At 34.2% G+C, this 22,609-nt stretch carries 17 protein-coding genes; 8 read left to right on the forward strand and 9 right to left on the reverse strand.

Going from position 1 to position 22,609, the window contains the following annotated elements:
- Positions 1-12 precede the first annotated feature (12 nt).
- From VB248_RS13615 to VB248_RS13625, 3 genes are all read left to right on the forward strand, one after another.
- Positions 13-1,677 (forward strand): S41 family peptidase, encoded by a 1,665-nt coding sequence (locus VB248_RS13615; protein ID WP_323297337.1) that lies wholly within the window; start codon positions 13-15, stop codon positions 1,675-1,677.
- Positions 1,678-1,804: 127 nt separating this feature from the next.
- A complete protein-coding gene (tsaB, locus tag VB248_RS13620) occupies positions 1,805-2,488 on the forward strand; it encodes a tRNA (adenosine(37)-N6)-threonylcarbamoyltransferase complex dimerization subunit type 1 TsaB (protein WP_323297338.1) in 684 nt (227 codons plus the stop codon).
- 6 nt (positions 2,489-2,494) lie between these two features.
- On the forward strand, positions 2,495-3,010 hold the full coding sequence (locus VB248_RS13625) for a DUF2480 family protein (RefSeq protein WP_323297339.1): 516 nt from the start codon (positions 2,495-2,497) through the stop codon (positions 3,008-3,010).
- Between the two features lie 27 nt (positions 3,011-3,037).
- Here VB248_RS13625 and VB248_RS13630 read toward each other — a convergent pair whose 3' ends face one another.
- Complete coding sequence (locus VB248_RS13630) at positions 3,038-4,228, reverse strand: ATP-binding protein (RefSeq protein WP_323297340.1); 1,191 nt, start codon at positions 4,226-4,228, stop codon at positions 3,038-3,040.
- Between the two features lie 159 nt (positions 4,229-4,387).
- The gene (locus tag VB248_RS13635) at positions 4,388-4,909 is read right to left on the reverse strand and encodes an HNH endonuclease (protein ID WP_323297341.1); all 522 of its coding nucleotides are present in this window, start codon (positions 4,907-4,909) and stop codon (positions 4,388-4,390) included.
- A 332-nt stretch (positions 4,910-5,241) separates the two neighbouring features.
- On the opposite strand from VB248_RS13635, the gene VB248_RS13640 reads away from it, so the two are divergent.
- The 4 genes from VB248_RS13640 (at position 5,242) to pnuC (ending at position 9,398) form a co-directional block, all read left to right on the forward strand.
- Complete coding sequence (locus tag VB248_RS13640) at positions 5,242-6,405, forward strand: AIR synthase related protein (RefSeq protein WP_323297342.1); 1,164 nt, start codon at positions 5,242-5,244, stop codon at positions 6,403-6,405.
- A 498-nt stretch (positions 6,406-6,903) separates the two neighbouring features.
- Positions 6,904-7,737 carry a twin-arginine translocase subunit TatC gene (gene tatC / locus VB248_RS13645; RefSeq protein WP_323297343.1) on the forward strand — a complete coding sequence of 278 codons (834 nt, stop codon included), beginning with the start codon at positions 6,904-6,906 and terminating at the stop codon, positions 7,735-7,737.
- 280 nt (positions 7,738-8,017) lie between these two features.
- On the forward strand, positions 8,018-8,665 hold the full coding sequence (gene nth, locus VB248_RS13650; protein ID WP_323297344.1) for an endonuclease III: 648 nt from the start codon (positions 8,018-8,020) through the stop codon (positions 8,663-8,665).
- A 151-nt stretch (positions 8,666-8,816) separates the two neighbouring features.
- A complete protein-coding gene (gene pnuC, locus VB248_RS13655; protein ID WP_323297345.1) occupies positions 8,817-9,398 on the forward strand; it encodes a nicotinamide riboside transporter PnuC in 582 nt (193 codons plus the stop codon).
- A gap of 56 nt (positions 9,399-9,454) precedes the next feature.
- On the opposite strand, the gene VB248_RS13660 is transcribed toward pnuC, so the two are convergent.
- From VB248_RS13660 to VB248_RS13690, 7 genes are all read right to left on the reverse strand, one after another.
- Positions 9,455-11,761 (reverse strand): WD40 repeat domain-containing protein, encoded by a 2,307-nt coding sequence (locus tag VB248_RS13660; protein WP_323297346.1) that lies wholly within the window; start codon positions 11,759-11,761, stop codon positions 9,455-9,457.
- Positions 11,758-13,533, reverse strand: a complete 1,776-nt coding sequence (locus VB248_RS13665) for an nSTAND1 domain-containing NTPase (RefSeq protein WP_323297347.1) — start codon at positions 13,531-13,533, stop codon at positions 11,758-11,760. Before VB248_RS13665 ends, VB248_RS13660 begins: the two co-directional genes overlap by 4 nt.
- Before the next feature lie 4 nt (positions 13,534-13,537).
- Positions 13,538-15,019 carry a toll/interleukin-1 receptor domain-containing protein gene (locus tag VB248_RS13670; protein WP_323297348.1) on the reverse strand — a complete coding sequence of 494 codons (1,482 nt, stop codon included), beginning with the start codon at positions 15,017-15,019 and terminating at the stop codon, positions 13,538-13,540.
- Positions 15,020-15,852: 833 nt separating this feature from the next.
- Entirely contained in the window at positions 15,853-17,310 is a 1,458-nt protein-coding gene (locus VB248_RS13675) for a TlpA family protein disulfide reductase (RefSeq protein ID WP_323297349.1), read from the reverse strand.
- 79 nt (positions 17,311-17,389) lie between these two features.
- Positions 17,390-18,820: a TlpA family protein disulfide reductase gene (locus tag VB248_RS13680; protein ID WP_323297350.1), complete on the reverse strand. Its 1,431-nt coding sequence runs from the start codon at positions 18,818-18,820 to the stop codon at positions 17,390-17,392.
- Positions 18,821-18,894: 74 nt separating this feature from the next.
- Positions 18,895-20,475 (reverse strand): TlpA family protein disulfide reductase, encoded by a 1,581-nt coding sequence (locus VB248_RS13685; protein ID WP_323297351.1) that lies wholly within the window; start codon positions 20,473-20,475, stop codon positions 18,895-18,897.
- A gap of 107 nt (positions 20,476-20,582) precedes the next feature.
- Positions 20,583-21,809 carry a TlpA family protein disulfide reductase gene (locus tag VB248_RS13690; RefSeq protein ID WP_323297352.1) on the reverse strand — a complete coding sequence of 409 codons (1,227 nt, stop codon included), beginning with the start codon at positions 21,807-21,809 and terminating at the stop codon, positions 20,583-20,585.
- A 425-nt stretch (positions 21,810-22,234) separates the two neighbouring features.
- Here VB248_RS13690 and VB248_RS13695 point away from each other — a divergent pair, with 425 nt between their 5' ends.
- Positions 22,235-22,540 (forward strand): Crp/Fnr family transcriptional regulator, encoded by a 306-nt coding sequence (locus VB248_RS13695; RefSeq protein ID WP_323297353.1) that lies wholly within the window; start codon positions 22,235-22,237, stop codon positions 22,538-22,540.
- Positions 22,541-22,609 lie beyond the last annotated feature (69 nt).

The following is a 22,609-nucleotide window of genomic DNA, read 5'->3' on the forward strand; positions in this document are numbered from 1 at the left end:
AATTTTCCAACAATGAACATAAAATTAACAGCCAAGTCGCTTATTGTCACAGGAGTTGCTGTCGTTGGACTTTCTTTGGCTTCGTTTACCGACCCCGGAGAGCGTTTTTTTGAAATTGCTAAAAACTTAGATATTTATGCGACACTCTTCAAAGAGTTGAATCGCTATTATGTCGATGAAATCAATCCGAATAGAACTATCAAAACTTCTATTGATGCCATGTTGAAATCATTCGACCCATATACCGTTTATTATGCCGAAGACGAAATCGAAGATTATATGACGATGACCACAGGCAAGTACAATGGCATCGGGATTGTTACTTCAAACCGCAACGGCAAAGTACTCATCATGCTCATTGACGAAGGAACACCTGCCGAAAAATCAGGCTTACGCATTGGCGACGAAATCGTGAAAGTAGATGGTATCGACTTGTTGGCTCGTAAAGTTGGCGATGTGGGCAAGCTCATCAAAGGACAAACGGGTACAGCCGTAAAAATTACGGTAAAACGATATGGTTCAGATAAATTAGAAGAATATTCTGTTGTTCGTGACGTAGTAAAAATGAAAAATGTACCCTATTACGGCATGATTAACGACGAAGTAGGCTACATAGATTTAAAAGATTTTACAGGAACAGCCTCAAAAGAAGTACGCACGGCTTTCACAGAATTGAAAGCAAAAGGGATGAAAAAATTAGTACTTGATTTGCGTGAAAATCCGGGAGGCTTGTTAAATATGGCGGTAGATATTTGTAATATTTTTCTTCCGAAAGAATCAGAAATTGTTTCTACCAAAGGAAAAGTACAAGAATGGAACAAAACCTACGTAGGTTTGAATCCAGCCGTAGATACAGAAATGCCCATTACTGTTTTGACGAACTCACACAGTGCTTCGGCGGCTGAAATTGTAGCGGGCGTTATTCAAGATTATGACCGTGGCGTATTAATCGGACAACGTAGTTATGGCAAAGGTTTGGTACAAATTACTCGTGATTTAACTTATAATACCAAACTAAAAGTAACCACCGCCAAGTATTATATTCCAAGCGGACGCTGTATTCAAGCCATTGATTATAGTCACCGTAATCCAGACGGAAGCGTTGGGAAATTACCAGATTCTTTGCGTCGTGCTTTCAAAACTTTAAGAAGTGGGAGAGTAGTATATGATGGCGGAGGTATTTTGCCAGATATTGAAGTAGAAAAGCAGAACCCAGCGGCAATTACGATTGCCATGTCGAACAAATACATTTTGTACGATTATGCCATCAAGTACCATTTTGAACACCCAAGTATCAAGCCAGCCAAAGACTTTGAACTCTCGAATGCAGAGTATCAAGATTTTATTAAATGGGCTTTAACACAGGATTTCGACTATACAACACAAGCCGAAAAAGACTTAAATATCTTAGAAGCTTCGGCAAAAAAAGAACGTTATTTCGAGAACGTTTCTGAACAACTCAAAGCACTTAGAAACAAGCTTTCGCACAACAAAGAAGCTGATTTAGTGAAGTTTAAGGATGAAATCAAAACAGCATTGGAGCAGGAAATTGTAGTGCATTATTATTTACAAAAAGGTACTCGTGAACAATCTTTTGCCAAAGACCCAGAGATACAATCTGCTTTGAAACTGTTTGCAGATATGCCTCGTTATCAAGCAATTTTAAAAGGAAAATAGCAAGCAAAATAAGCTTCAACACAAGGTGGCGTTAGAGAAATCTATCGCCATTTTTATTTGCCATCGCTTGGGTGTAATTTTGTAAAACATTTATTGCCAATCGGCAAAATTTAACATTGATTTTTTTATGGCATTAATTCTTAGTATTGATACTTCCACCAAAGTATGTTCGGTAGCACTTCACCAAGACGGACAGCTTTTGGCTTGTAGCGAACTTTTCGCAGAAAAATCACATTCAGGCATGTTGACCAGTCTTTGCGAAAATGCGGTGAAGTACTCAGGTTTCAGTTTGAATCAGTTAGATGCCATTGCCGTAGCCAAAGGGCCAGGTTCATATACAGGTTTGCGGATTGGTGTTTCTACGGCAAAAGGCTTTTGTTTTGCTTTGGACAAACCCCTGATTTCGGTAAATACTTTAGAAGCAATGGCAATGCAAATAAGTGATTTTTTCCCTGATAATTACTTGTTCTGCCCGATGATTGACGCCCGAAGAATGGAAGTATATTGTAGCGTTTTGGATAAAAAGCGTCATAAAATTGTAGAAACAGAAGCTAAAATTATCGACGAATATTCTTTTCTTGATTTACTGAATACGCAGCCTGTGGTTTTCTTTGGCGACGGAGCAGAAAAATGCCGTGAAGCCATTTCGCATAAAAATGCTATTTTCTTGCCTAATACTGTTCATCCTTCAGCCAAAACCATCGGTATTTTGGCAACTAAATCTTTTGAAGAATCGTTATTTGAAAACGTAGTGAGCTTTGAACCTTTTTATTTAAAAGACTTCGTTGGAACACAACCTAAAAAAGTATAATCGAATATGGAAGATATAATTGTAAATAAAGTAGCCAATAGCGGATTGATTTCATTCGACCTCGAAGACCTTTATCATAAAGGCGAAAGAGTAGTTTATGATTTGAAAGATAACCTTTTTATGGGAATGATTTTGAAGGAAAAAGACTTTAGAGAATTCCTAAAAACGCACGATTGGTCGCAATATGAAGGTAAAAATGTAGCGGTGATTTGTTCAGAAGATGCCGTAATTCCTACTTGGGCATATATGTTATTGACTTTGAAATTACAGCCAGTAGCCAATTTGGTAGTCTTTGGCGACTTGAAAGCCTTAGAAGAAAAACTCTTTTACGATGCCATTGCCAAAGTAAATCCAGAAGAGTACCGTGGGGCAAAAGTAGTAGTAAAAGGCTGCTCAAAAGTAGCCGTACCCACAGCCGCTTATGTAGAAATCACAAGAATTTTACAGCCAGTGGTACAATCACTCATGTTCGGCGAGCCTTGTAGTACAGTTCCGCTTTATAAGAAGGGGATTTTGAGGTAAAAAGCGTGAATATGTTATTTGATATACCTACATATCGAATAACATATTTACATCTGATTGTAAGAAATCTTGCCATCTAATACCACTATTTCCTATCAAAACTACTTTATTGTGCCGAACTTTTTTGGTAAATGCAATCATTCCTTTTGCACTTTGTGTACGACCGCTTTTTACCTCCACACCAATAACGTTATTTGATTTTTTTAATACAAAATCTACTTCATCATTTCCTTCTCGCCAATAGAATACTTCTGTTTTCTGTAATCGTTGAGACCTAATTAAATGTACACCGACTGCGGTTTCAACACATCTGCCCCAAATGTCTGGATTTTTTAAAGAATCTTTAAAACTCATTGGACTATAAACCGATGAAAATGCAGTGTTCTGTACTTGCCATTTTGGAATTGACATTTTTTGTCTTGCTACATCAGGAGCATATTTTTCAAGACCTACTAACAAACCAGCAGAATCCAAAAGTTCGAGATAGTGTGACAAAGTTGTTGTATTTCCTGCATCTTGCAACTGTCCCAAAAGCTTAGTCATGGATAAAATCTGACCCGAATATCCACAGCCTAATTCAAACAAATGTCTTAGCAAAGCTGGTTTATCTACCCTTGTCATCATCAAAATATCTTTTGAAAGCGTAGTTTCAATTAAGCTTTGTAATACATATTCTCTCCACCTTTCTTCATCTTCAATCAATGAAGCCGCACCGGGATAGCCCCCAAAATAAACAAACTGTTCTACAGATATATCAAAAGCTTCACGCATTTCTGAAAAAGACCAATGAGTCATTTGTATTATCTCAAAGCGACCTGCCAAAGATTCACTTAATCCTCTTTGCAAAAGTAGGCGTGCAGAACCCAAAAGTATCAATTTGATATTTCTATTATCAAAGCTATCCTTATCCCATTCTGTTTTGATAATTTCCGCCCAGTTATCAATTTTCTGTATTTCATCAATAATAAGAATACATTCTTTAGCACCAGTGTTTAGCAACTGAAAACGAGCTGTCTGCCATTGTTGACTAATCCAAGAGGCATTTGCCGATGGCACTCCATCAGCAGCAACAAACACGACTGGCACATTAAGCTGACTTATGAATTGCCTAATTAAAGTAGTCTTACCTACCTGACGAGGGCCCATAATTACTTGAATAAATTTGCGTTGCTCTTCTATTCTTTTTTTAAGAATTGATATTTCTGATTTTACAAACATAATATTTTACTCAATGTATTGAGTAAAATTACTAAATATATTGAGTAAAATATAAATGCAGGCAAGATTAATTTATAATAAAGAGTTTTTTGAAAGATAAAGCCATACTGGGAGAATATAAATATAAGAGGTCGCCCAAATTGAGCGACCTCTTATACTTTATTGAATCATCACTTTCTCTTTTTTCTTCCCTAAGAAAGGCAACCAACTCTCTTCTATACTTCCCCCGAAATCTCTTAAAAACATCACAAATGATGGTTTATAAGGTTTGGTTTTTAAAGGCATTCTTGCTTCTTCTGGCGTAAGGTCTCCTTTTCTGGAATTACACCTTTTACAAGCCGTTGTAAGATTATCCCACGAAGTTCTTCCTCCTCTCGACTTTGGCAATACGTGGTCTAAAGTCAAATCTTCTGGTGTTCCGCAGTACTGGCATTGTCCGCCGTCACGTCTAAAAATATTTTGTCTCGACAACATTACTCCTTTGTAAGGCAAATAAACGTAGCGATGCAAACGAATAACCGAAGGCATTGGAAAAGACTGCGAGACACTTCTTAGTTGCTCGGTGGCAGATTCAGAAATTAAATCAGCTTTTTTTAAGAAAACCAGCAAAAAAGCTTTAGGAATCGAACAAACGGTTAAGGCACTGTAATCTTGATTTAAAACTAAAACTTTCCGACCCATAATCCTTAAATTTTAATGTTGAAAGAATATACTTGAACTCGTAATTGCTTTATCAAAACTTCTTCAAAAGATGAAGGAAACAATGATTGAGTAAATTACTGATAAATCTTGAAAAAATAACTACTTATCATACTTTTTTAGTTTTCTTAATCTTTTGTTAATCAGAAGTTTATTGAAACACTTACAGAAACGTTTATTGCTAATAAAGTATATCGTTTTAGAATTATTTTTTGGCTCTTTTGCTTTAGTACCAATCTGAATGAAGTTTTTTGTTGAGATAAGCGTAACTTTGCACAATTGATTGTCTTGAAACAAAATTAGTAAATCGCATAATGACCGATCGTTACATGCAAAGAGGTGTTTCTGCCTCTAAAGAAGACGTACACAAAGCCATCGAAAAACTCGATAAAGGGCTTTTTCCGCAAGCGTTCTGTAAAATTTCCCCAGATATGTTAGGTGGCGACGACACCTATTGTAATATTATGCACGCCGATGGTGCTGGCACAAAATCTTCCTTGGCTTACCTTTATTGGAAAGAAACGGGTGATATTTCTGTTTGGCGTGGTATTGCTCAAGATGCCGTAGTGATGAATACAGATGATTTGATTTGTGTAGGAGCTACGGATAATATGTTATTGTCGAGTACTATCGGACGAAACAAAAACCTGATTCCGGGTGAAGTAATTGCTGAAATCATCAACGGTACTGAAGAAGTATTAGAAATGCTCAGAGACAATGGCATTGGTATTTGGAGTACTGGTGGCGAAACGGCTGACGTAGGCGATTTGGTAAGAACCATTATTGTTGACTCCACCGTGATTGCCCGCATGAAACGTGCCGATGTGATTTCAAATCATAACATCCAAGCAGGTGATGTGATTGTAGGTTTGGCTTCGGACGGACAAGCGAATTACGAAAAAACATATAATGGCGGAATGGGTTCAAATGGACTTACTTCTGCTCGCCATGATGTATTGGGGCATTATTTAGCTGATTTATACACTGAAAGCTTTGACCCAGCCGTACCAAAAGACTTGGTGTATAGTGGCTCAAAACGCTTGACTGACGCAGTAGCAGGCACGCCTCTGAACGTTGGGCAATTGATACTTTCACCCACTCGTACTTATGCCCCCGTTGTAAAAGCGATGTTGAACGAATTACGCCCTGTAATTCATGGAATGGTTCACTGCTCTGGCGGAGCTCAGACCAAAGTATTACATTTTGTAAATAATGTTCATATCATTAAAGACAACCTTTTTGCTTTGCCTCCATTGTTTAAAATGATACAGGAAGAAAGCAATACCAATTTCAAAGAAATGTATAAAGTGTTTAATATGGGACATCGTTTAGAAGTTTACATAAATCCACAGTATGCACAGACTTTGATTGATATTTCAAAATCTTTTGGCATTGATGCCCAAATCATCGGTAGAGTAGAAGCTTTTGAAGGCAAACAAGTAACGATTCAGTCTGAATTTGGTGAGTTTGTGTATTAATAGAATATTCATTCAGCACATATATAAGTACTGAATTGTGAATGCTGAGTTGTGAGTTTAAAATGGTGAGTATAAATTATTTATCATCACAACTCCACACTCGTAATTCAGTACTCATATTTAGTCTATGAAGAATAAAATATTTGACTGGATAATATTATAAAATATTCATAGAAGCAATACAATAAAATACCCTGTAAAATACGGTGTAGAAAAATTGTCTATCTATTAGATAAAGAATAATATAGTGTACTAAGATTCAGTTTATCAGCACTTTAAACTCATAACTCATAATTCATAACTCATAACTCATACTTGTATGCCCTACAAAGCCCCGACAATCACAAACGTTGTCAGGGTTTTTTGTGTTTTTGATGTACTTTTGTATTCTGCACTGATAGCATTTCAGTAAAATATTAGAGCAGTATTTAGATTGAGGAACAAATAGGTCGATATTGAAAAATATTACCTACCCTAAACATAATTAATATTCAACAAATGGCTTTAGACCAAGAATTAGACGAAGAAGGCGGCGATGAAATGACCTTCCTCGACCACCTCGAAGAACTCCGTTGGCACATTATCCGTTCATTAGGTTCTATTTTGATATTTACAATTTTGGCTTGGATTTTCCAGAAAGAAATCTTTGGACAAATCGTTATGGGGCCAACAAAATCTGATTTCTGGACAAACCGAATGCTTTGTAAATTATCAGATGCCACAGGCATTGAAGGTTTATGTTTCCAACAAGCTAATTTTATTTTACAAAGTAGAGAAGTATCAGGGCAATTTATGATGGCTCTTACGCAGTCAATCATTGTGGGTTTACTCTTTTCTTTCCCTTATTTCTTCTGGGAAATTTGGCGTTTTGTAAAGCCCGGCTTAAAACTATCAGAAGCAAAAGCTGCTCGTGGTGCAGTATTTTGGGTGTCATTACTGTTTTTTATGGGCGTTTTCTTCGGATACTTTGTTGTGTCTCCTATGGCAATCAACTTTTTGGCAAGTTTCAAATTAGACGATTCTATCCAAAATCAATTCGATATAAGTGATTATATCTCTCTACTTGCCATGATGACTTTGGCTTGTGGGCTTACGTTCCAATTACCAATGATTACTTATGTACTTTCAAGAGTAGGCGTAGTTACGCCTGCCTTTATGCGAGAGTACCGTCGTCATGCTATCGTTGTTATCTTAATTGTAGCGGCTGTTATTACACCTTCACCAGACATGATTTCACAATTATTAGTAACCATTCCATTGTTAGGTTTGTACGAAGTAAGTATCATCGTTTCTGGAAGAGTAAAACGCCAACGTGACGCAGAAATGCTATAAGTGAAGTTGATGAGATTATGACTCGTTCCGAATTTATGTCTGTAGTTCCGTTAGGAACTGAATATCGGTAGTAGTAGTATCCTATTATCCACTTAGCTCCATCGGGGCGGAATATTTCGCCCCGATGGGGCTAAGTAATGAAATAAATGTGCATTTATTTACTACCGATATATAGTTTCTAACGGAACTTAAAACTCAAAAAGGTAATCAAAAAACTATTTTTGACTACCTTTTTAAGTTTTAAATTCTGGATGATTCATGTTTAAATTATATAGATACCATGCTCAAGAAAGAACGTTATCAAAAGCTAATCGCTTATTTCACAGAGAACTTTCCGATTGCTGAAACAGAATTGCATTACCGTACACCTTATGAATTATTGGTGGCGGTATCCTTGTCGGCACAATGTACCGATAAGCGTGTGAACATGGTAACGCCAGCCTTATTCGAGCGATTCCCTGATGCGGAATCTTTGTCTAAAGCAGAATTTGATGAAGTATTTCATTATATCCGCTCAATTTCCTATCCGAACAATAAAGCCAAGCACTTGATTGGCATGGCACAGAGATTAGTTTCTGTATATAACTCTGAAGTACCCAGTAGTATAGAAGAACTTCAAACCTTACCGGGCGTTGGACGAAAAACAGCGAATGTAATTGTTTCAGTAATTTATAATCAGCCAGCGATGGCGGTTGACACACACGTTTTTAGAGTATCGCATAGAATAGGTTTAGTAGCCAAAACCGCTACAACGCCCTTAGCCGTTGAAAAAGAATTAGTAAAATATATTCCAAAAGAGTCTGTGCCAGTAGCACATCACTGGTTAATCCTTCACGGGCGTTATGTATGTATTGCCAGAAGTCCAAAATGTGGAGAATGTGCTTTGAAAAATCTTTGTAAGTATTATGAGAAGAATACTAAGCTATGAGCTATGAGATTTGAGCCTTGAGTTATGAGCTTATTTTGTTTACTCAAAGCTCGTAGCTCACAACTCAGAGCTAAATGCCTTTAGCTTTTCTTTTTCCATTTATTTAAAGCTCACAACTCAAAGCTTATAAGCTTTTTCAAATTAAACAATCATGCAACAATACATAGAACAAAACTGGTTAGAGGGCTTAGGAATTCTTACAACATTAATTTGTGTATGGTTAAATACTCGTCAGAATATTTGGGGATGGCTTTGGGCTGTTGTTTCTTCAGGAATTTATGGCGTGATTTATTGGCAATTCAAGCTGTATTCAGACATGGAATTGCAGGCAGTATTTATTGTACTAAGTGTTTACGGTTGGTATCAATGGCTCTTTGGAGGGAAAGAAAAAACAGAATTGCCTGTAAGTAAAATGCCATACTTTCAATGGATTGCTTGTACAGTAGTATTTATTGGTTTTACTTTAGTTTCGGGCTATATGCACGGTAATTATTCAGATGCCAGCTTGCCTTATATGGATTCATCATTAACAGCCATCAGTTTAATTGCCCAATGGATGATGGCACGCAAATATGTAGAAAACTGGCTTTTATGGATAAGTGCCGACTTCTTTTATACAGGAATGTATTTCTACAAAGGACTTTACGGCACAAGCATACTCTATTTCCTTTTATTACTCTTAGCCATCAAAGGCTATCAAGACTGGAAGAAAAGCCAAGATTCAATAATATAGGATTTGTGATGTCGGATTTGAGATTTTTTCCGAAATCCGACAGCACAATTCCAAAATCATTTAATGCTGTATTTCTTCTTTATCTCCTCATCCAAAGGCAAGAGGTATTTATCTCCAAAAACCTTTATCCATTCTTGTATTTCCTCATATTTATAATCCAGTCTTTCACCATCTCCGAAACTCATTAAATTACCTTTTTGAGTTTGTAAATCTGTTTTAACAATGGCTTTACCAACTGTGACATATAGGTAACGATTGTCTATGATTTGTACTTCTGTTGGTTTTTTATTCAGCCATAGGGTTTGGATTAGTTCGCCTGTGGAGACTTTGTAAGTTTTTACTTTATGGTTTGTTATGATACTTAGGATTTTACTGTCTTTTGAAAAAATAGCATTACTAATCTTTTTCTCGTCTTTTAAAAATTCAGCTTGTATTCCTTTTTCCACTGACCAGATTTTGGCATTTAGGTTATCATCTGTTATTATGAGCCATTTACTATCTGGAGAGAAAGTAGCGGAGCGAATAGTTTTATCGACCAAAGGATAGATTGATATTTGTTCAGTAACCATATTCCAAAGATTACATAAATCATTGGTTTGTATTAATAACCACTTTCCATCTGGTGAAAACTTTACATAACGCATCTCATTTACATTATTAATAAATACTGGTGCTTTACCAGTAATAGTATTATAAATTTTATAGTCGCCATTAATGTTTACCATCAGCCATTTATTATTTGGAGAAAACGAAATATCATAAATATTTTTTTCTCCCAAAGGGAAATCTCGCACCTTTCCTGTAGACATTTCCCAAATTTTTGTCTGATTTTCTTTATTGATAGTTACCACCCATTTTCCGTCAGTTGAAAAAGCTGCTTGATATATATTTTTTTCATCCGAAAGAAAAGCTGGAATTTTCCCTGTCTTTATTTCCCAAACTTTTGATTGATTGTTGGTTGTTATTAGCCATTTACTATCTTGAGAAAAAGTTACGGAATTAATTTCTTTTTCATTTGAAAAAATATCAGAATTTCTTCCTTTTGATATTTCCCATAATTTTGACTGTTCATTTGATTTTGTGACAATCCACTGGTTATTTGGAGAAAAAGTAGCTGTATTAATATTTTCATTTATAAGGGATTGAGGTGTTTTACCAGTTGATATGTCGTAAACTTTGGCTTCATCTTCTGGGTCTTTTTCATATTGAATTACTAACAGTTTGTTATCCGATGAGAAAAGAGAAGAAATAATATTTTTATCTTCTGTTATGAATGCTGTAATATTAGGATTTACTAATTTCCATTGCTTGTATTCACCCTTTCCATTTTTTGTAACTACGAATGTATCTTCCTTTGAAAACTCCAGAAAAACAATGCCTCGCTCTTCTTTTAAGAATTCAAAGGTTTTTCCCGTAGCAATTTCCCATAACTTATATTCCCCATTTGCTTTTTTAGTTATCACCCATTTACTATTGGGAGAAAAGTCAGCAGAGCTAATATGTTTTTCACTCTGAAAAAATATTGGGATTTGTTCGGTTGATATATCCCATAATTTGTGTTCATAGTGTACATTTCTTGTTAATAACCACTTTCCATCAAACGAAAACTTCGAGTCACTCACAGCTTTTTCACCAGCAGGGAAATTATAAGACCTTCCTGTCGTTCTTTCCAATAATTGGACTCCATCGTTATAATTGATGACTTCCCATTTATTCTTAGACGCTTCATTATCTTTTTCTTGTGAAGATATTGATAGTTTTTTTTCTAAGGATTCAATAGTATAAGCTCTTCCTTTTTCAAGCCATTGATGTTTGTTACTTTGTTGAAAAATAGCTTCTGTTGCCTCTTTTATTGTTCTGAGTATATTAGTATCATTGGTTTTAGTAATCGCTTTTTCTAAAAGACGTAATCCTTGAATAGGATTAATCTTAGTTGATTCTGCTGACCAATAAAGAGCTTGAGTATTACTATCATCGGCTACCGAAATTATTTTAATTTCGGTAGCCGATGTATCTGTATGAATTTTGTTCTTTTCAATACTCTTAATTGTGTCTTTAAAATTTTCAACTTCCGTTTGTCCATCATTTATTTTGGCTTGCTCTTCTAATTTAGTGATGCTAATGAAAATTCTATTAAATTTATGATCAATAATATAATTTTTTCTTTTATCTGTACCTGCTAAAATACGAGCAACATTGTAAGCCTTGATAGATTTACCTATGTTTTTTGCCTTCAGCAAACGGTCGCCTTCTTGTAATATGGTACTAAAACTATCTTGTTTTTTAGTTATTTGGGCTTTTTGCTGTCCTAAAGTAGATACTCCCCACAAAAGGTATATACTTATTAATATGATTATTCTCATGGTTTCTTCTTTTTCAAATCAATTAATTCATTTTTTAATCCTATACCTAAAGTATCAGGCTTTATTATTTTACTAAGCTTTTTTAGTGCTGAATCATAAAACACTTTGGCTATTATTGGATATTCGTTTCTATAAATATTAACACCATTGTCTTTAATTACTTTAGCTTGTTCATAATAAACTTGGTTTAAAGCTCTTTCTGCTTTTATTTTTTCCCTGTCTGCTATTTCCTTTAATTGTTCTGCATTTTGCTTTGCCTTATAAGCTATTCGTTTAGACTCATTTGCATCATACCACTGATAAAGAGTACATCCTAATAAGCCCAGCAATACTACTCCAGCTACAGTTGCATATATTAGTAACTTCTTTCGGGCTTCTAAAGCATCTTGTAAGTTTTTGTTCTCTAAAGCCTGTAATTGCTGTAGTCGCTTGTTTTCTAATACTTGCTGTTGCCTTTCATTTTCTAATGCTTGTTGCCGATTTTGTTCTTTAAGTTGTTCTTCTTTCTCTTTGGTTTTTCGCTCATTAGCAAACTCTACAATAGGTTCTATCAAAGTATCATGTCCTATTTCATACATAAAGCGTCCAGCGGTATCTCTTTCTTTACGTAGTAGCGTACTCTCTTCCAATTGCTTAAATAATTCATCCGTCCATTTATCTTCCAATTTCAGATATTCCCCAGCAAATGGAATCCGCTGATTGTTTTGGATAAACCTTTCTTCTATACTTTTACTTACTTTGGCTTTATCTTCTGTATTGAGTTGATTAAGCGTACTTTGATAAAAGTCTCTAAAAATATCTTTTACATTGCCCAAATCATTCAGTGTAATGATACTGTTTGCTTGTGATACTTTCTGCGATTCTATAAATCGACAAATAATTTGTAGGGTTGCGGTTTCTATTTTACCATCATATTTGTTCTTTACTCTTTCGAGAATGGCATCAACCACGGTATTTTCAAACTGAAAATTAGGGGTTTGAAAATCGCCTTTTAATTGAGCTGGTTGAATTATGGCATTACGTGCATCCTTTTCACTGATTGCCTCTAACTCATAAAAATGTTTGAGAATTTCTGGAATATGCAGGCTCAACTTATTTAGCAGAGCCATTCTATCTGAACGAATAGCGAAGACTAATTTTAAATTAATTTTTGTATATACTTTATCAGCTTGTTCTTCACTTAGCGTTTTAAAGTATTCTTTCTTATTCAAAAAACCTGGTATTTTCTCGTAAATCAATGTTTTGAGTTCTTCACCAAACACTTCTATTTCTTCTGGCGAATAAGTAAATAGCTCTTCAAATTGGTCGAAGAATAAAATAATAGGTTGTTCAGGCTGATATAATTGCCATTGTTTAAGCCAATACCAGAGTTCTCCTTTTGGATAAGCGTTTCTTTTAAATTCCTCCATCCAAGGATTTTCAATATCCTCAATTTGTAAAAGGTTTTTCTTTGCAAGAACTTCTTGATTTGTAAGAGAATTGATTAATGTCTTGATAGGCGATACATTAATTTCGTTTCCTCCCTGATTACTATTGTATAATCGAATGGTGAAATGGTTCGCTTTTTTATCTCGTTCCAATAGTGGGATAAGGCCTGCATTAATCAAAGAGCTTTTGCCTGTTCCACTTTTACCATACAGCAATACTACCTGTCGAGCAGAAATTAATTGCCATAGTTTTTTGGTATCGTTATCTCTTCCTTCAAACAAATGAGCTTGTTCAGTTGTAAAACAAACCGCTCCAGGATAACGGTATAATTTATCATTTGCCATCTGATTATTTCTTTACTTTAGATAGATAAATACGGATAGAATTAATAATTTTCTGCAATCCACTTTCATAAAGATTGCCTCTTAAATCGCCTCTGTTTTTTTGATTAAACTCCGAAACAATCGTATCATAATTGTTTTTCAGTTGTAATAATCTGTTTCGCTGAAGGTCTAAATCATCTGTACTCTCATCTTTATCAAGGCGTTTTTTAATTTCTTCTTTCAATTCCTTGAGTTTAGAATCGAATTTGTCCATTGCGGTTTTCCTAAAGTTGGTATCTCTTAAACTTTCGTCTATTTCACAAGGCAACACAATCTTTCCAGCCACTTCGGCAGCTATAAATGCCCTAATAGATTCTTGGGCTACCCAAGCGGAAGTAAGAAAATCTTTAGAAATAAGCTGTAAAGTAAAATCTGCTTTTTGAATACTTTCGTTTATAAATTGTGGAATCTCAAATCCAATAGGGTTATCGGTATCAATAATGACCTCTATGCCAAAAGCTTCTAAATCTTTCTTTAATTGTAAAGCAATGTCTGAATCATTATGATTGTATGAGATAAAGACTTTTGCTTCTATTTTTTTCTCTATTTTTTTAGAAGATGTTGTTCTTAGAAGGTTTTCATTTTTGCAAGCGTCATGAATATCTTGAAGTAAAGGGATGGGCAGGCGATTTTTCTTTAGACTTACCTTTAATCTGTTTTTAGCTAATTTGTCTTCATTTTCTTCTTTAACATTTACAAAAGCAAGTTTATCGGTGGCAGAACTAACGTCACCAAGATGGAGTAAGAGATTGATAAGCATTTGTACATACCATTTTTCAACCCTTACACCGATAAAAACAATTACTTGAGCCTCTTTGATAAGATTGATAATTACCTCAGGAACTTTAGGATTATCTTTAAAAATACTATGAAGAAAATCAAACCAATCATTAAAAGTAAAAGTGGAGTCTTTGTTTGATAGTGTTCCTAATAGTTTATATAAAATCGTTTTACCTTCGGGAACATCGTCGATACTTCTTACTTTTTTATTTAAGCGAGAATAGTGACTAATAACAAAAGCATCCTTGTTAACTTCCTGCATTGTAGTCTCTAAATGCTCATCTGGTAACAAAGACAATATTAAAGAAAAAGGAATTTCTGCAATTTGTGTAAATGGTTTTTTCCAGCCAACCAATTGCTCAAAATACCATTTCATAAAATCGTATAAATGCCCTTCATAAGCTTCCGAAACCGTCAAGAAGTTTTCTTTTGCAAAGGGATTATCTATAAATCTGATTGGATTACTTAAAATTTCTTCTTTTTCGTCTTCGTCTTGTATCTCATTATTAACATAATATTCGTAAGCTAAACGAATAGAATCATCAAAATTTTTGGGTGTATTGCCTTCAAATATATTAGTACTAATTTCACCAATCTCTGGACCAAGTACCAAAAGGCATTTATTATCTTTTATAGCATCAATTATTTTTTCAAGTTCTTTATCCATTGTTAGGCAGTAAGTTTTTAATTAGGCTATTATTTATTTGATAAATATACCAATAGCCTAATTAAAAACATAAATACCCAACTTAATTTTATTAAACGGTAAAAGCACTGTCATTTAAGCCTTTATAAAGGCTATTTTGGTACTTCTTAATCATGGGTATCGCTTTGTTTTACTCATGCCATGACTAATGTAATTGTTTGATAATTGATAGATTACTACAAAGTCATGCCATGAGTTGTTTGGTGGTTTCAAAGTAATTCTTTCGCTATCAGCTTTCGGTCATCGGTTATCAGAAATGGTAGGATTAAGTAAAACGGAGTTATAGAACCAGTAATAGTATAACTGTTGCATATTAAACTGGCAAAATGCTCGTGAAGACACGAGCAATGGCACAAGTGAAAGAGCTAATTGATATTTCACTTTATGTAAGTAGGAACGCTTCGCTTAATCTATGTCCAGTAATAACTCCGGTTATTTTCGTTTTTATTCGGGAAATTGCGGTAAAAAGATAGGTTTGATATGCTGGAGTGTATCAAACCTATCTTTTTACCGCATAAATCCGCAAAAAAGCCTCGTTATCCTCACTTTTAGAGAGCTTTTCCCTTCTCCGAGCATATCAAGCCTATCTTTTTACCGCATCAATCCGCAAAAAAGCCTCGTTATCCTCACTTTTAGAGAGCTTTTCCCTTCTCCGAGTATATAAAGTCTATCTTTTTACCGCATCAACCGAGCAAAAAGCCCCGTTATCCTTGCTTTTAGAGAGCTTTTCCCTTCTCCAAGCATATCAAGTCTCGCTTTTTACCGCATCAACCGAGCAAAAAGCTCCGTTGTCCTTACTTTTTCAGTAATTGTTCATTAAAATACAATCTAATGTTTTTGTCTGTTGGTCTTGGAGCATTATCGCTAATAATTGTACCATCTCGTCCTATGAGCATATAACGAGGAATAGTACTGATCTTAAATTTATCTGCAAAGGCAGATTTTTTCCCGTCGGGCATCAGATAATGAACCGAAGAATTGAGACCTAATTCGGTAATAGCTTTATGCCAAGTACTTCCATTGTCGTCTATTGAAATATAAACAAACTTGAGACCTTTAGAGGAATATTCTTGTTTGAGTTGCTTAGAGGCAGGCATTTCTGCACGGCAAGGAGCACACCAAGAAGCCCAAAAATCTACATAAATAAGTTTATTTTCGTCTGTACTCAATAACTCTCGCCATGTATGTGTGTCCAAATCTTTGTTTGAAATAAGTTCGCTATCTAAAATATCGTTATTCACCCCTAATCGTTTAGCCAGTATTTGTGGTTGAAAATTTTTGATGAAGTATTCTTTTAAAAAGCCATCCGAAGCATATTTTAAATATTCGCTGAGGGTTGAGGTTGTGTTCTCTTGTCCTAAAACGACAGTCGAACGAACCAAATCATACATTGCCATTTCACGGATATTCCCTTTTAATAACTGGTGTGCTAAACTCATCAAGCTTGTAGCATCGGTTGGTTGTTTATTTTTAAGTGCCCAGTAATAAAGATATTGCTGAACACAGCTTCGTTGTTCTCCCAAATAGAAAAACTGTTCATCTAATTTCAGCCATTCTTCTATTTTTTTATCAATCAACACCTCTCTCTTTTTTAGTACTCCTCTATAAACGGAGTAATAGCCCGACATAAGAAACGAAAGTCGTCTATGTTGAAAAAGTGCTGTTATTTGAGCAATGAAAGAGGGACTTAGCTCATGATTTTGTTGATACTTTGCTAAAAAACGCATTCGTTGCTCGAATTTGTCATTGACAAATTTTAACTCTTCTGTGGCAGAGAATTTATTAGGCATTAAATCTGCCCCAAATCCTTCAAATAGACCCAACTCTTTTTCCATCTCTACAAAAAAGTTGAGTTCATTTGTACGCACCTTATCCTTAGCACTAAAATGAGTGATGTTTTCCTCATCTTTTTCTACTTTAATTGTTTCGTTAGGCTGAACTAAGCAATTGTTTACCGTAAAACTCCCATGAAACTTGCCATAGAGGGTATTTCTGTTGGGGGTACTATCTGTTACAATAATCAAAATAGGATAATCAGTGTAGATGGTAAAAAGAGTATCCGAATATATTTCATATAAAGCAGGGCGTTCACCATATAAATTGTTGTAATAAAATTTAAAGGGTTTTTCTTTAGAAGCTCTAATGTCTAAAATAGTCGAATCTTTGGATATGAATGGTACTAAATTTTTGCTGTAACTTTTAAACAAAGTACATGCAAATAGGAAGCTCAAAAAGAGAGAGGTTTTTTTCATAATATGTTATGGTTTTACCTAACAAAATGACTCATAAAGAACAATTTGTACTATTGAAAAACGATGCTCATACTTGCCATCATTCTTTGAGCAACTTATCAAAAACCTCTTTTAACTTAGGGGCGGATGGGCGTAAAGCATCGGCATTTATTACTTTGCCATTTTTGTCAATAAGCATATATCTGGGAATACTTGTGATATTAAACTGCGATAATATGACTGAGTTTTTGGATGAACCAATCAAATAATGGCTTTCCTTTGACATATTTCTCGAAAGTATGGAGTTTTCCCAATGTTTGTAGTTTTCATCTTGAGAGAGATACACAAAGTTAATGTTGGGATATTTTTTCTGAACCTCATGCGAATATTTCATTTCTTCAATACATGGCTTACACCAACTTGCCCAAAAGTCTAAATAGGTAATTTTCCCAGTATTTTTTTCCAGAAACTGTTTCCAAGTAAGCGTTTTTTTGTCTGAAAAATGAATGACAGTCGAACTGTCTAATGATTTATTTCCACTCGAATTTAAAGTATTCGCCATGAATTGATATTGCTCTTTTAGGTTGTTTTTCAATACAATATTTTCTGCATCCTTTTGGAAATAAGTATAAAGCGTATAGATATGTTTAGAAGTATTAATAATACAAAAATCAACAAATCTATATAAAACGATGTCTCGGGTTTTTCCTGAGTATTTGGTTTTAAGGTTTTGATAGAAGTCTATTTCAGATTTATCTGCTTGCAACAAAGATTCTAAGAACCTTAGAGAATGCCCATAAATTGGAATTTCGCTGGCACTATCATCAAGCTTAAAATCAGAAATAAAACGAGCTACTTGAGTATCCTGAACGATAACTTTATTTTTTAGGAGATTCTCTTGGTAGAGAGCTAAAAAGTCAAAGTATTGTTTATAGTAAAATTCTTTGCTGATGAAATCCTTAAAAGATTTACTTGAACGATTGACTTTAAAGAATTGATTGGCAAATGCTATACGATTTTGATAGGCATCTTTGATTTTTTGTATTCTTACCGCTGGCGTATCATCACGGAAGGGTATTGGAACAAACCAACCTTCATAATTCCCAAATTGCTCTCTGAACTGAGGGAAAAAAGAAAGCTCTTTATTTCTTTGGTCAGATTTGCCAGAAATGCTGGTGATTGATTGAGGCTTTTCAAGAAATACGGTATCGTTTGGATATAACAAAAAAGTATGTTGTACAACCTGAAAATTTTTACCGCTTCTAATCATATCAGAACTGTTAAGTTTAACAGGGATATTACTTTTTATAAGAATAGTATCGTGGGCTGACGTAGCTTCATAAGGTTGAGTAGAGGCATCAAGCAAAGAAGACCAATCAAAAAATATTTCCTTCTTCAATGGATTGTTAACAATAATGGTGATGTTTTGAGGTGGATTAGTCGATGTTGAATCTGAAACAGAGCTATCTTTTTTTTCATTATTACATGAAAAGAAAATGATAGAGAAAATGACAAGAAAGCAATATTTCATGTTTGTGGTGCGAGCGTAAATTGATAACTTATGAGTTTCCATAGTAAATGATAGTTTGAGTTTTTAAAAGGGTATTACTTTCTTAACAATTCATCCAATAGTTGTCGAATTTTTGGGTCAGATGGGCGAGGGGCATTATCATTGATTATTTGCCCATCTTTGTCGATAATCATATACCTGGGAATTGATTTGAATTGATGTTCTTGGATAAATTTCGATTCTCCAAAATTTAAAATCTTGAAATTGTTGGGAATTTCGGTAAGCTCTAAACGTTCACTGGCTTTCGCCCATTTTTGAAAATTATCATCCGTAGAAAAAAAGGTAACTTCTAGATTACTGTCTTTATAAGTTTGTAAAAGTTGCTTAGAGTATTTCATTTCTTCGATACATGGCCCACACCAACTTGCCCAAAAGTCTATATACAGCACTTTCCCTTTCTTTTTTTGGAGAAAATCTTCTATCGAAGTCTGTTGTTTATTTAATGTTTCTAAATGTAAATTTGAAGGACTGGCATTGACAATTATATCCTTTTGATATTTCTTTTGAGCTTCTTGGACAAGACTTTTATTGCTGGCGAATGCAGTGAATAAAGGTAAGTATTTGTCGATTTCATCACGAAAAAAGTAGTCAATATTACCTAAACCGAGAAATAACATTTGTTCTTTTACTTCATGGCATAATAATGATGAATTTAAAATCAATAAAAAACTTGCTCTGGGGTCTCTGAAATTAAACTGATTAACTACTTCCCATTTTACTTTTGATGTGAAATGTTTCTTTTCAAAATTACTTATACATTGATTCCAGTACTCATCATATACAAGCTGTTTCTTATATCTTTCATTCAGTTCCGTGGCTGCAGAAGTAGAGTCAATCTCTCCCGACATTACTTTTAATTTGAAAAGTAAATTATCATATTTTTGCTGGTAAAAGGCGTATATCTCTTTAGAAATGAGCTTATTCCTGTTCAAAGAATCCAGAAAGTGTTGTGTATTATCATTGAGTATTTTCATTGAAGGAATCAATGTTTGTCCCACTTTATTTTCGAGGGTTTCCAGATATAATCCTTTTTCGTAACCTTTTCTGGCACTTTGTTTTACGGGTTCTTTGGGGTCGTCATAAAAATACCTGAAAGCAGTATTTCGAGTGTCATTTGCCATACCAGTTGTTAAATAAGCTCCAGTAAATTTTTGATTGAGTTTATCTTCAACGATGAAATCTTGTGCTGTATAACTATAATTTGAGTGTTTTACTACAACAGGTTTCTTCCTATCAAAACTGATGACAAGAGAGTCCCCTTTATGAACTAAAAAATCTTGAAATTCAAAGAAACTTAAATACCTGCGAATCATTACCCAATTTGAGGAGGTAGAAAAAGTCACTGACTTTTTTGTTGCAATATCACCAAAAGATATTCTCTCCAATTCCAAATCATCACAAACAACCAGATATTCAAATCTTCCTATTTGCATTTTTGTTTTTGTCATGAGGTTGCTGTTAAATTCAGGTTTGCCTGTAAACTGAATATGGACTACTCCTTTGGAGATATTCTTAGTAGAATCTTTTGTGATATTTTTGATTTCAATGCAAGCCGATACATTGCTATAAATCAATAGTAAGCTTACCGTTAAGAAAGAAAGGATAGGGTGTTTCATTATTGGAGGAGTTTCATGAATCAAGTAATGTAAATCTGTTTACTATGTTTTAGCTTTTTACTTATTATTGATTTGTTACAGGTATAAAGAAAGTATTTTAGTGGCTCTTACTTTCGTAACAATTCATCCAATAGTAGTCGAATTTTAGGGTCAGAGGGGCGAGGGGCATTGTCATTGATTACTTTACCTTCCTTGCCGATTAGAATGTATCTTGGAATTGATTGAATCTTAAATTTTTTCGCTAAATCAGATTCAAAGTTCTTGGTAACTAAAAAGTTCTTACTTCCTTCTTCTAATGCTTCAGCACTAATGGCTTTTTTCCATGCCATTTTGTTTTCATCCATCGATAAAGCAAGGAAAACCACATTTTTATCTTTATAGTCAATCAGCATTTTCTTTAAGCTGGGGATTTCTGCCCTACAAGGCATACACCAACTTGCCCAATAATCTATATAAATGATATTGCCTTGATACTGTTTGAGTAGCTCCGAATAGGTTTTTATTTCATTATGCTCATTTACTAATGTTCCATTAACAGAAGGCGTGCTTAGATATTTCTCCCTTAAATAAGTAACATATTCTTGATTTTGAGTCTCTTTTAGAAATGTCTGTAAATACTTATTAAAGTTTTGGTTTTTACTATTAGCATGATTAAGATGAAAAAACTGTAGGAACTCCTTTATTGCTCCTTTGAAATGGGTAGCAATTACTTCATATTTAGTTTTAAATTCATCGGGTTTATTCAATGATTTTCTGGATAAATACTGTGTATATCCAATTAAAGCCATTCTGAAATCAGAGTTTTGCAGATAAGTTTCGTCATAGAATATACTTTTTTGTTTTTCAATAGCCGCTATTTCTTTGGCTGTATAACTCTTCAAATTAGGTGGTGATATATTTATTAAATGATGAGCATTTAGTAGCTTCTTTATTGCATTGAAGTATTGTTCAGAAATGGGATGCGTGATATTTGCTTTTTCTATTTCATTCAAAATGTCTTGATAAGCTAAGTCTTGGTTGTACACAAAGAAGTTTTGATGTTTTAAAATAATAGGAACAATAAAGGCTAATTCCTTAGAGCGGTTATCATCATCAGAGGTTAAGAGCGTTGTCTGATTTTTGTCTTTAACGACATACACTTTTTCCGATTTGTTAATTGGAAATATCATTTGCTTTTCGGTATCTTTCAATAAAAGATAATCTTTGAAGGCAATTTTCACTTTCATTGAATCTTGAAATTCAATAGGCATATTTAGGTCTTGAAGATGGTCATAGAAATACAAATAAGCCTTTTCGCCTTTTTTAAGCTTGCTGATGATTTCTAGTGTATCCATTTTAATCGTTTGATTGCGTTGGACTAAGTACTTAGAAGAATGTATTTTGCCTTTCAGCTGAAATGAAATGATAGTAAGAACCACAAATAAAGATGTGAATGAAAGCTTTTTCATAGATTAAGGTATAATTAAAGGTTTTACAAATAACTAAAAAAATAGTTTACTGAAATTAAATAAAAAGTTTACAACTACCAATCTGAAAACAGATAATTTTTTAAAATATTTTACCACTTACAAAATACAATAAACACCCATAATTTTGGTTTATCCAAAATATACGTCACTACGACATTGCCCATATCATCACGGGCTATATTTCGTTTACTTGTGTGTACTGCCGAAATACTTGTGGGGAAACGAGTAGAGGCACAGTATTTTTTGCCATTTGACAAAAAAAGTGAGAATGTAATTTATACTTTTGCAAAATGGAACAATTAGTCAATTATTTATTATTATTTGGACAGCTTAATCAGCAACAAATTGACTTACTAACAAGTAAAGTAAAAGTTGTTGTTCTGAAAAGAAATGAATACTTTTCAGAAGCAGGCAAAACTGCAAAACATATTGGCTTTATTATAAATGGAGTAATGAGAGTTTGTTATTACAATAACGAAGGCAAAGAAATAACAAGATACTTTATTGATGAAAACAATTTTGTTGTAGACTTAAACAGCTATTCTTGGCACCCTCCCTTTAGTTGTGTAAGTTTTGTTGGGGCTTTGATTTTTTAAAAAATCAAAGCCCCAACAAAAAACTTTAAATAACTTAGGAACAATAATTGTCATTTTTATGGATAAGTC

This window comes from Arcicella rigui, assembly GCF_034929435.1.
GTDB lineage: Bacteria > Bacteroidota > Bacteroidia > Cytophagales > Spirosomataceae > Arcicella > Arcicella rigui.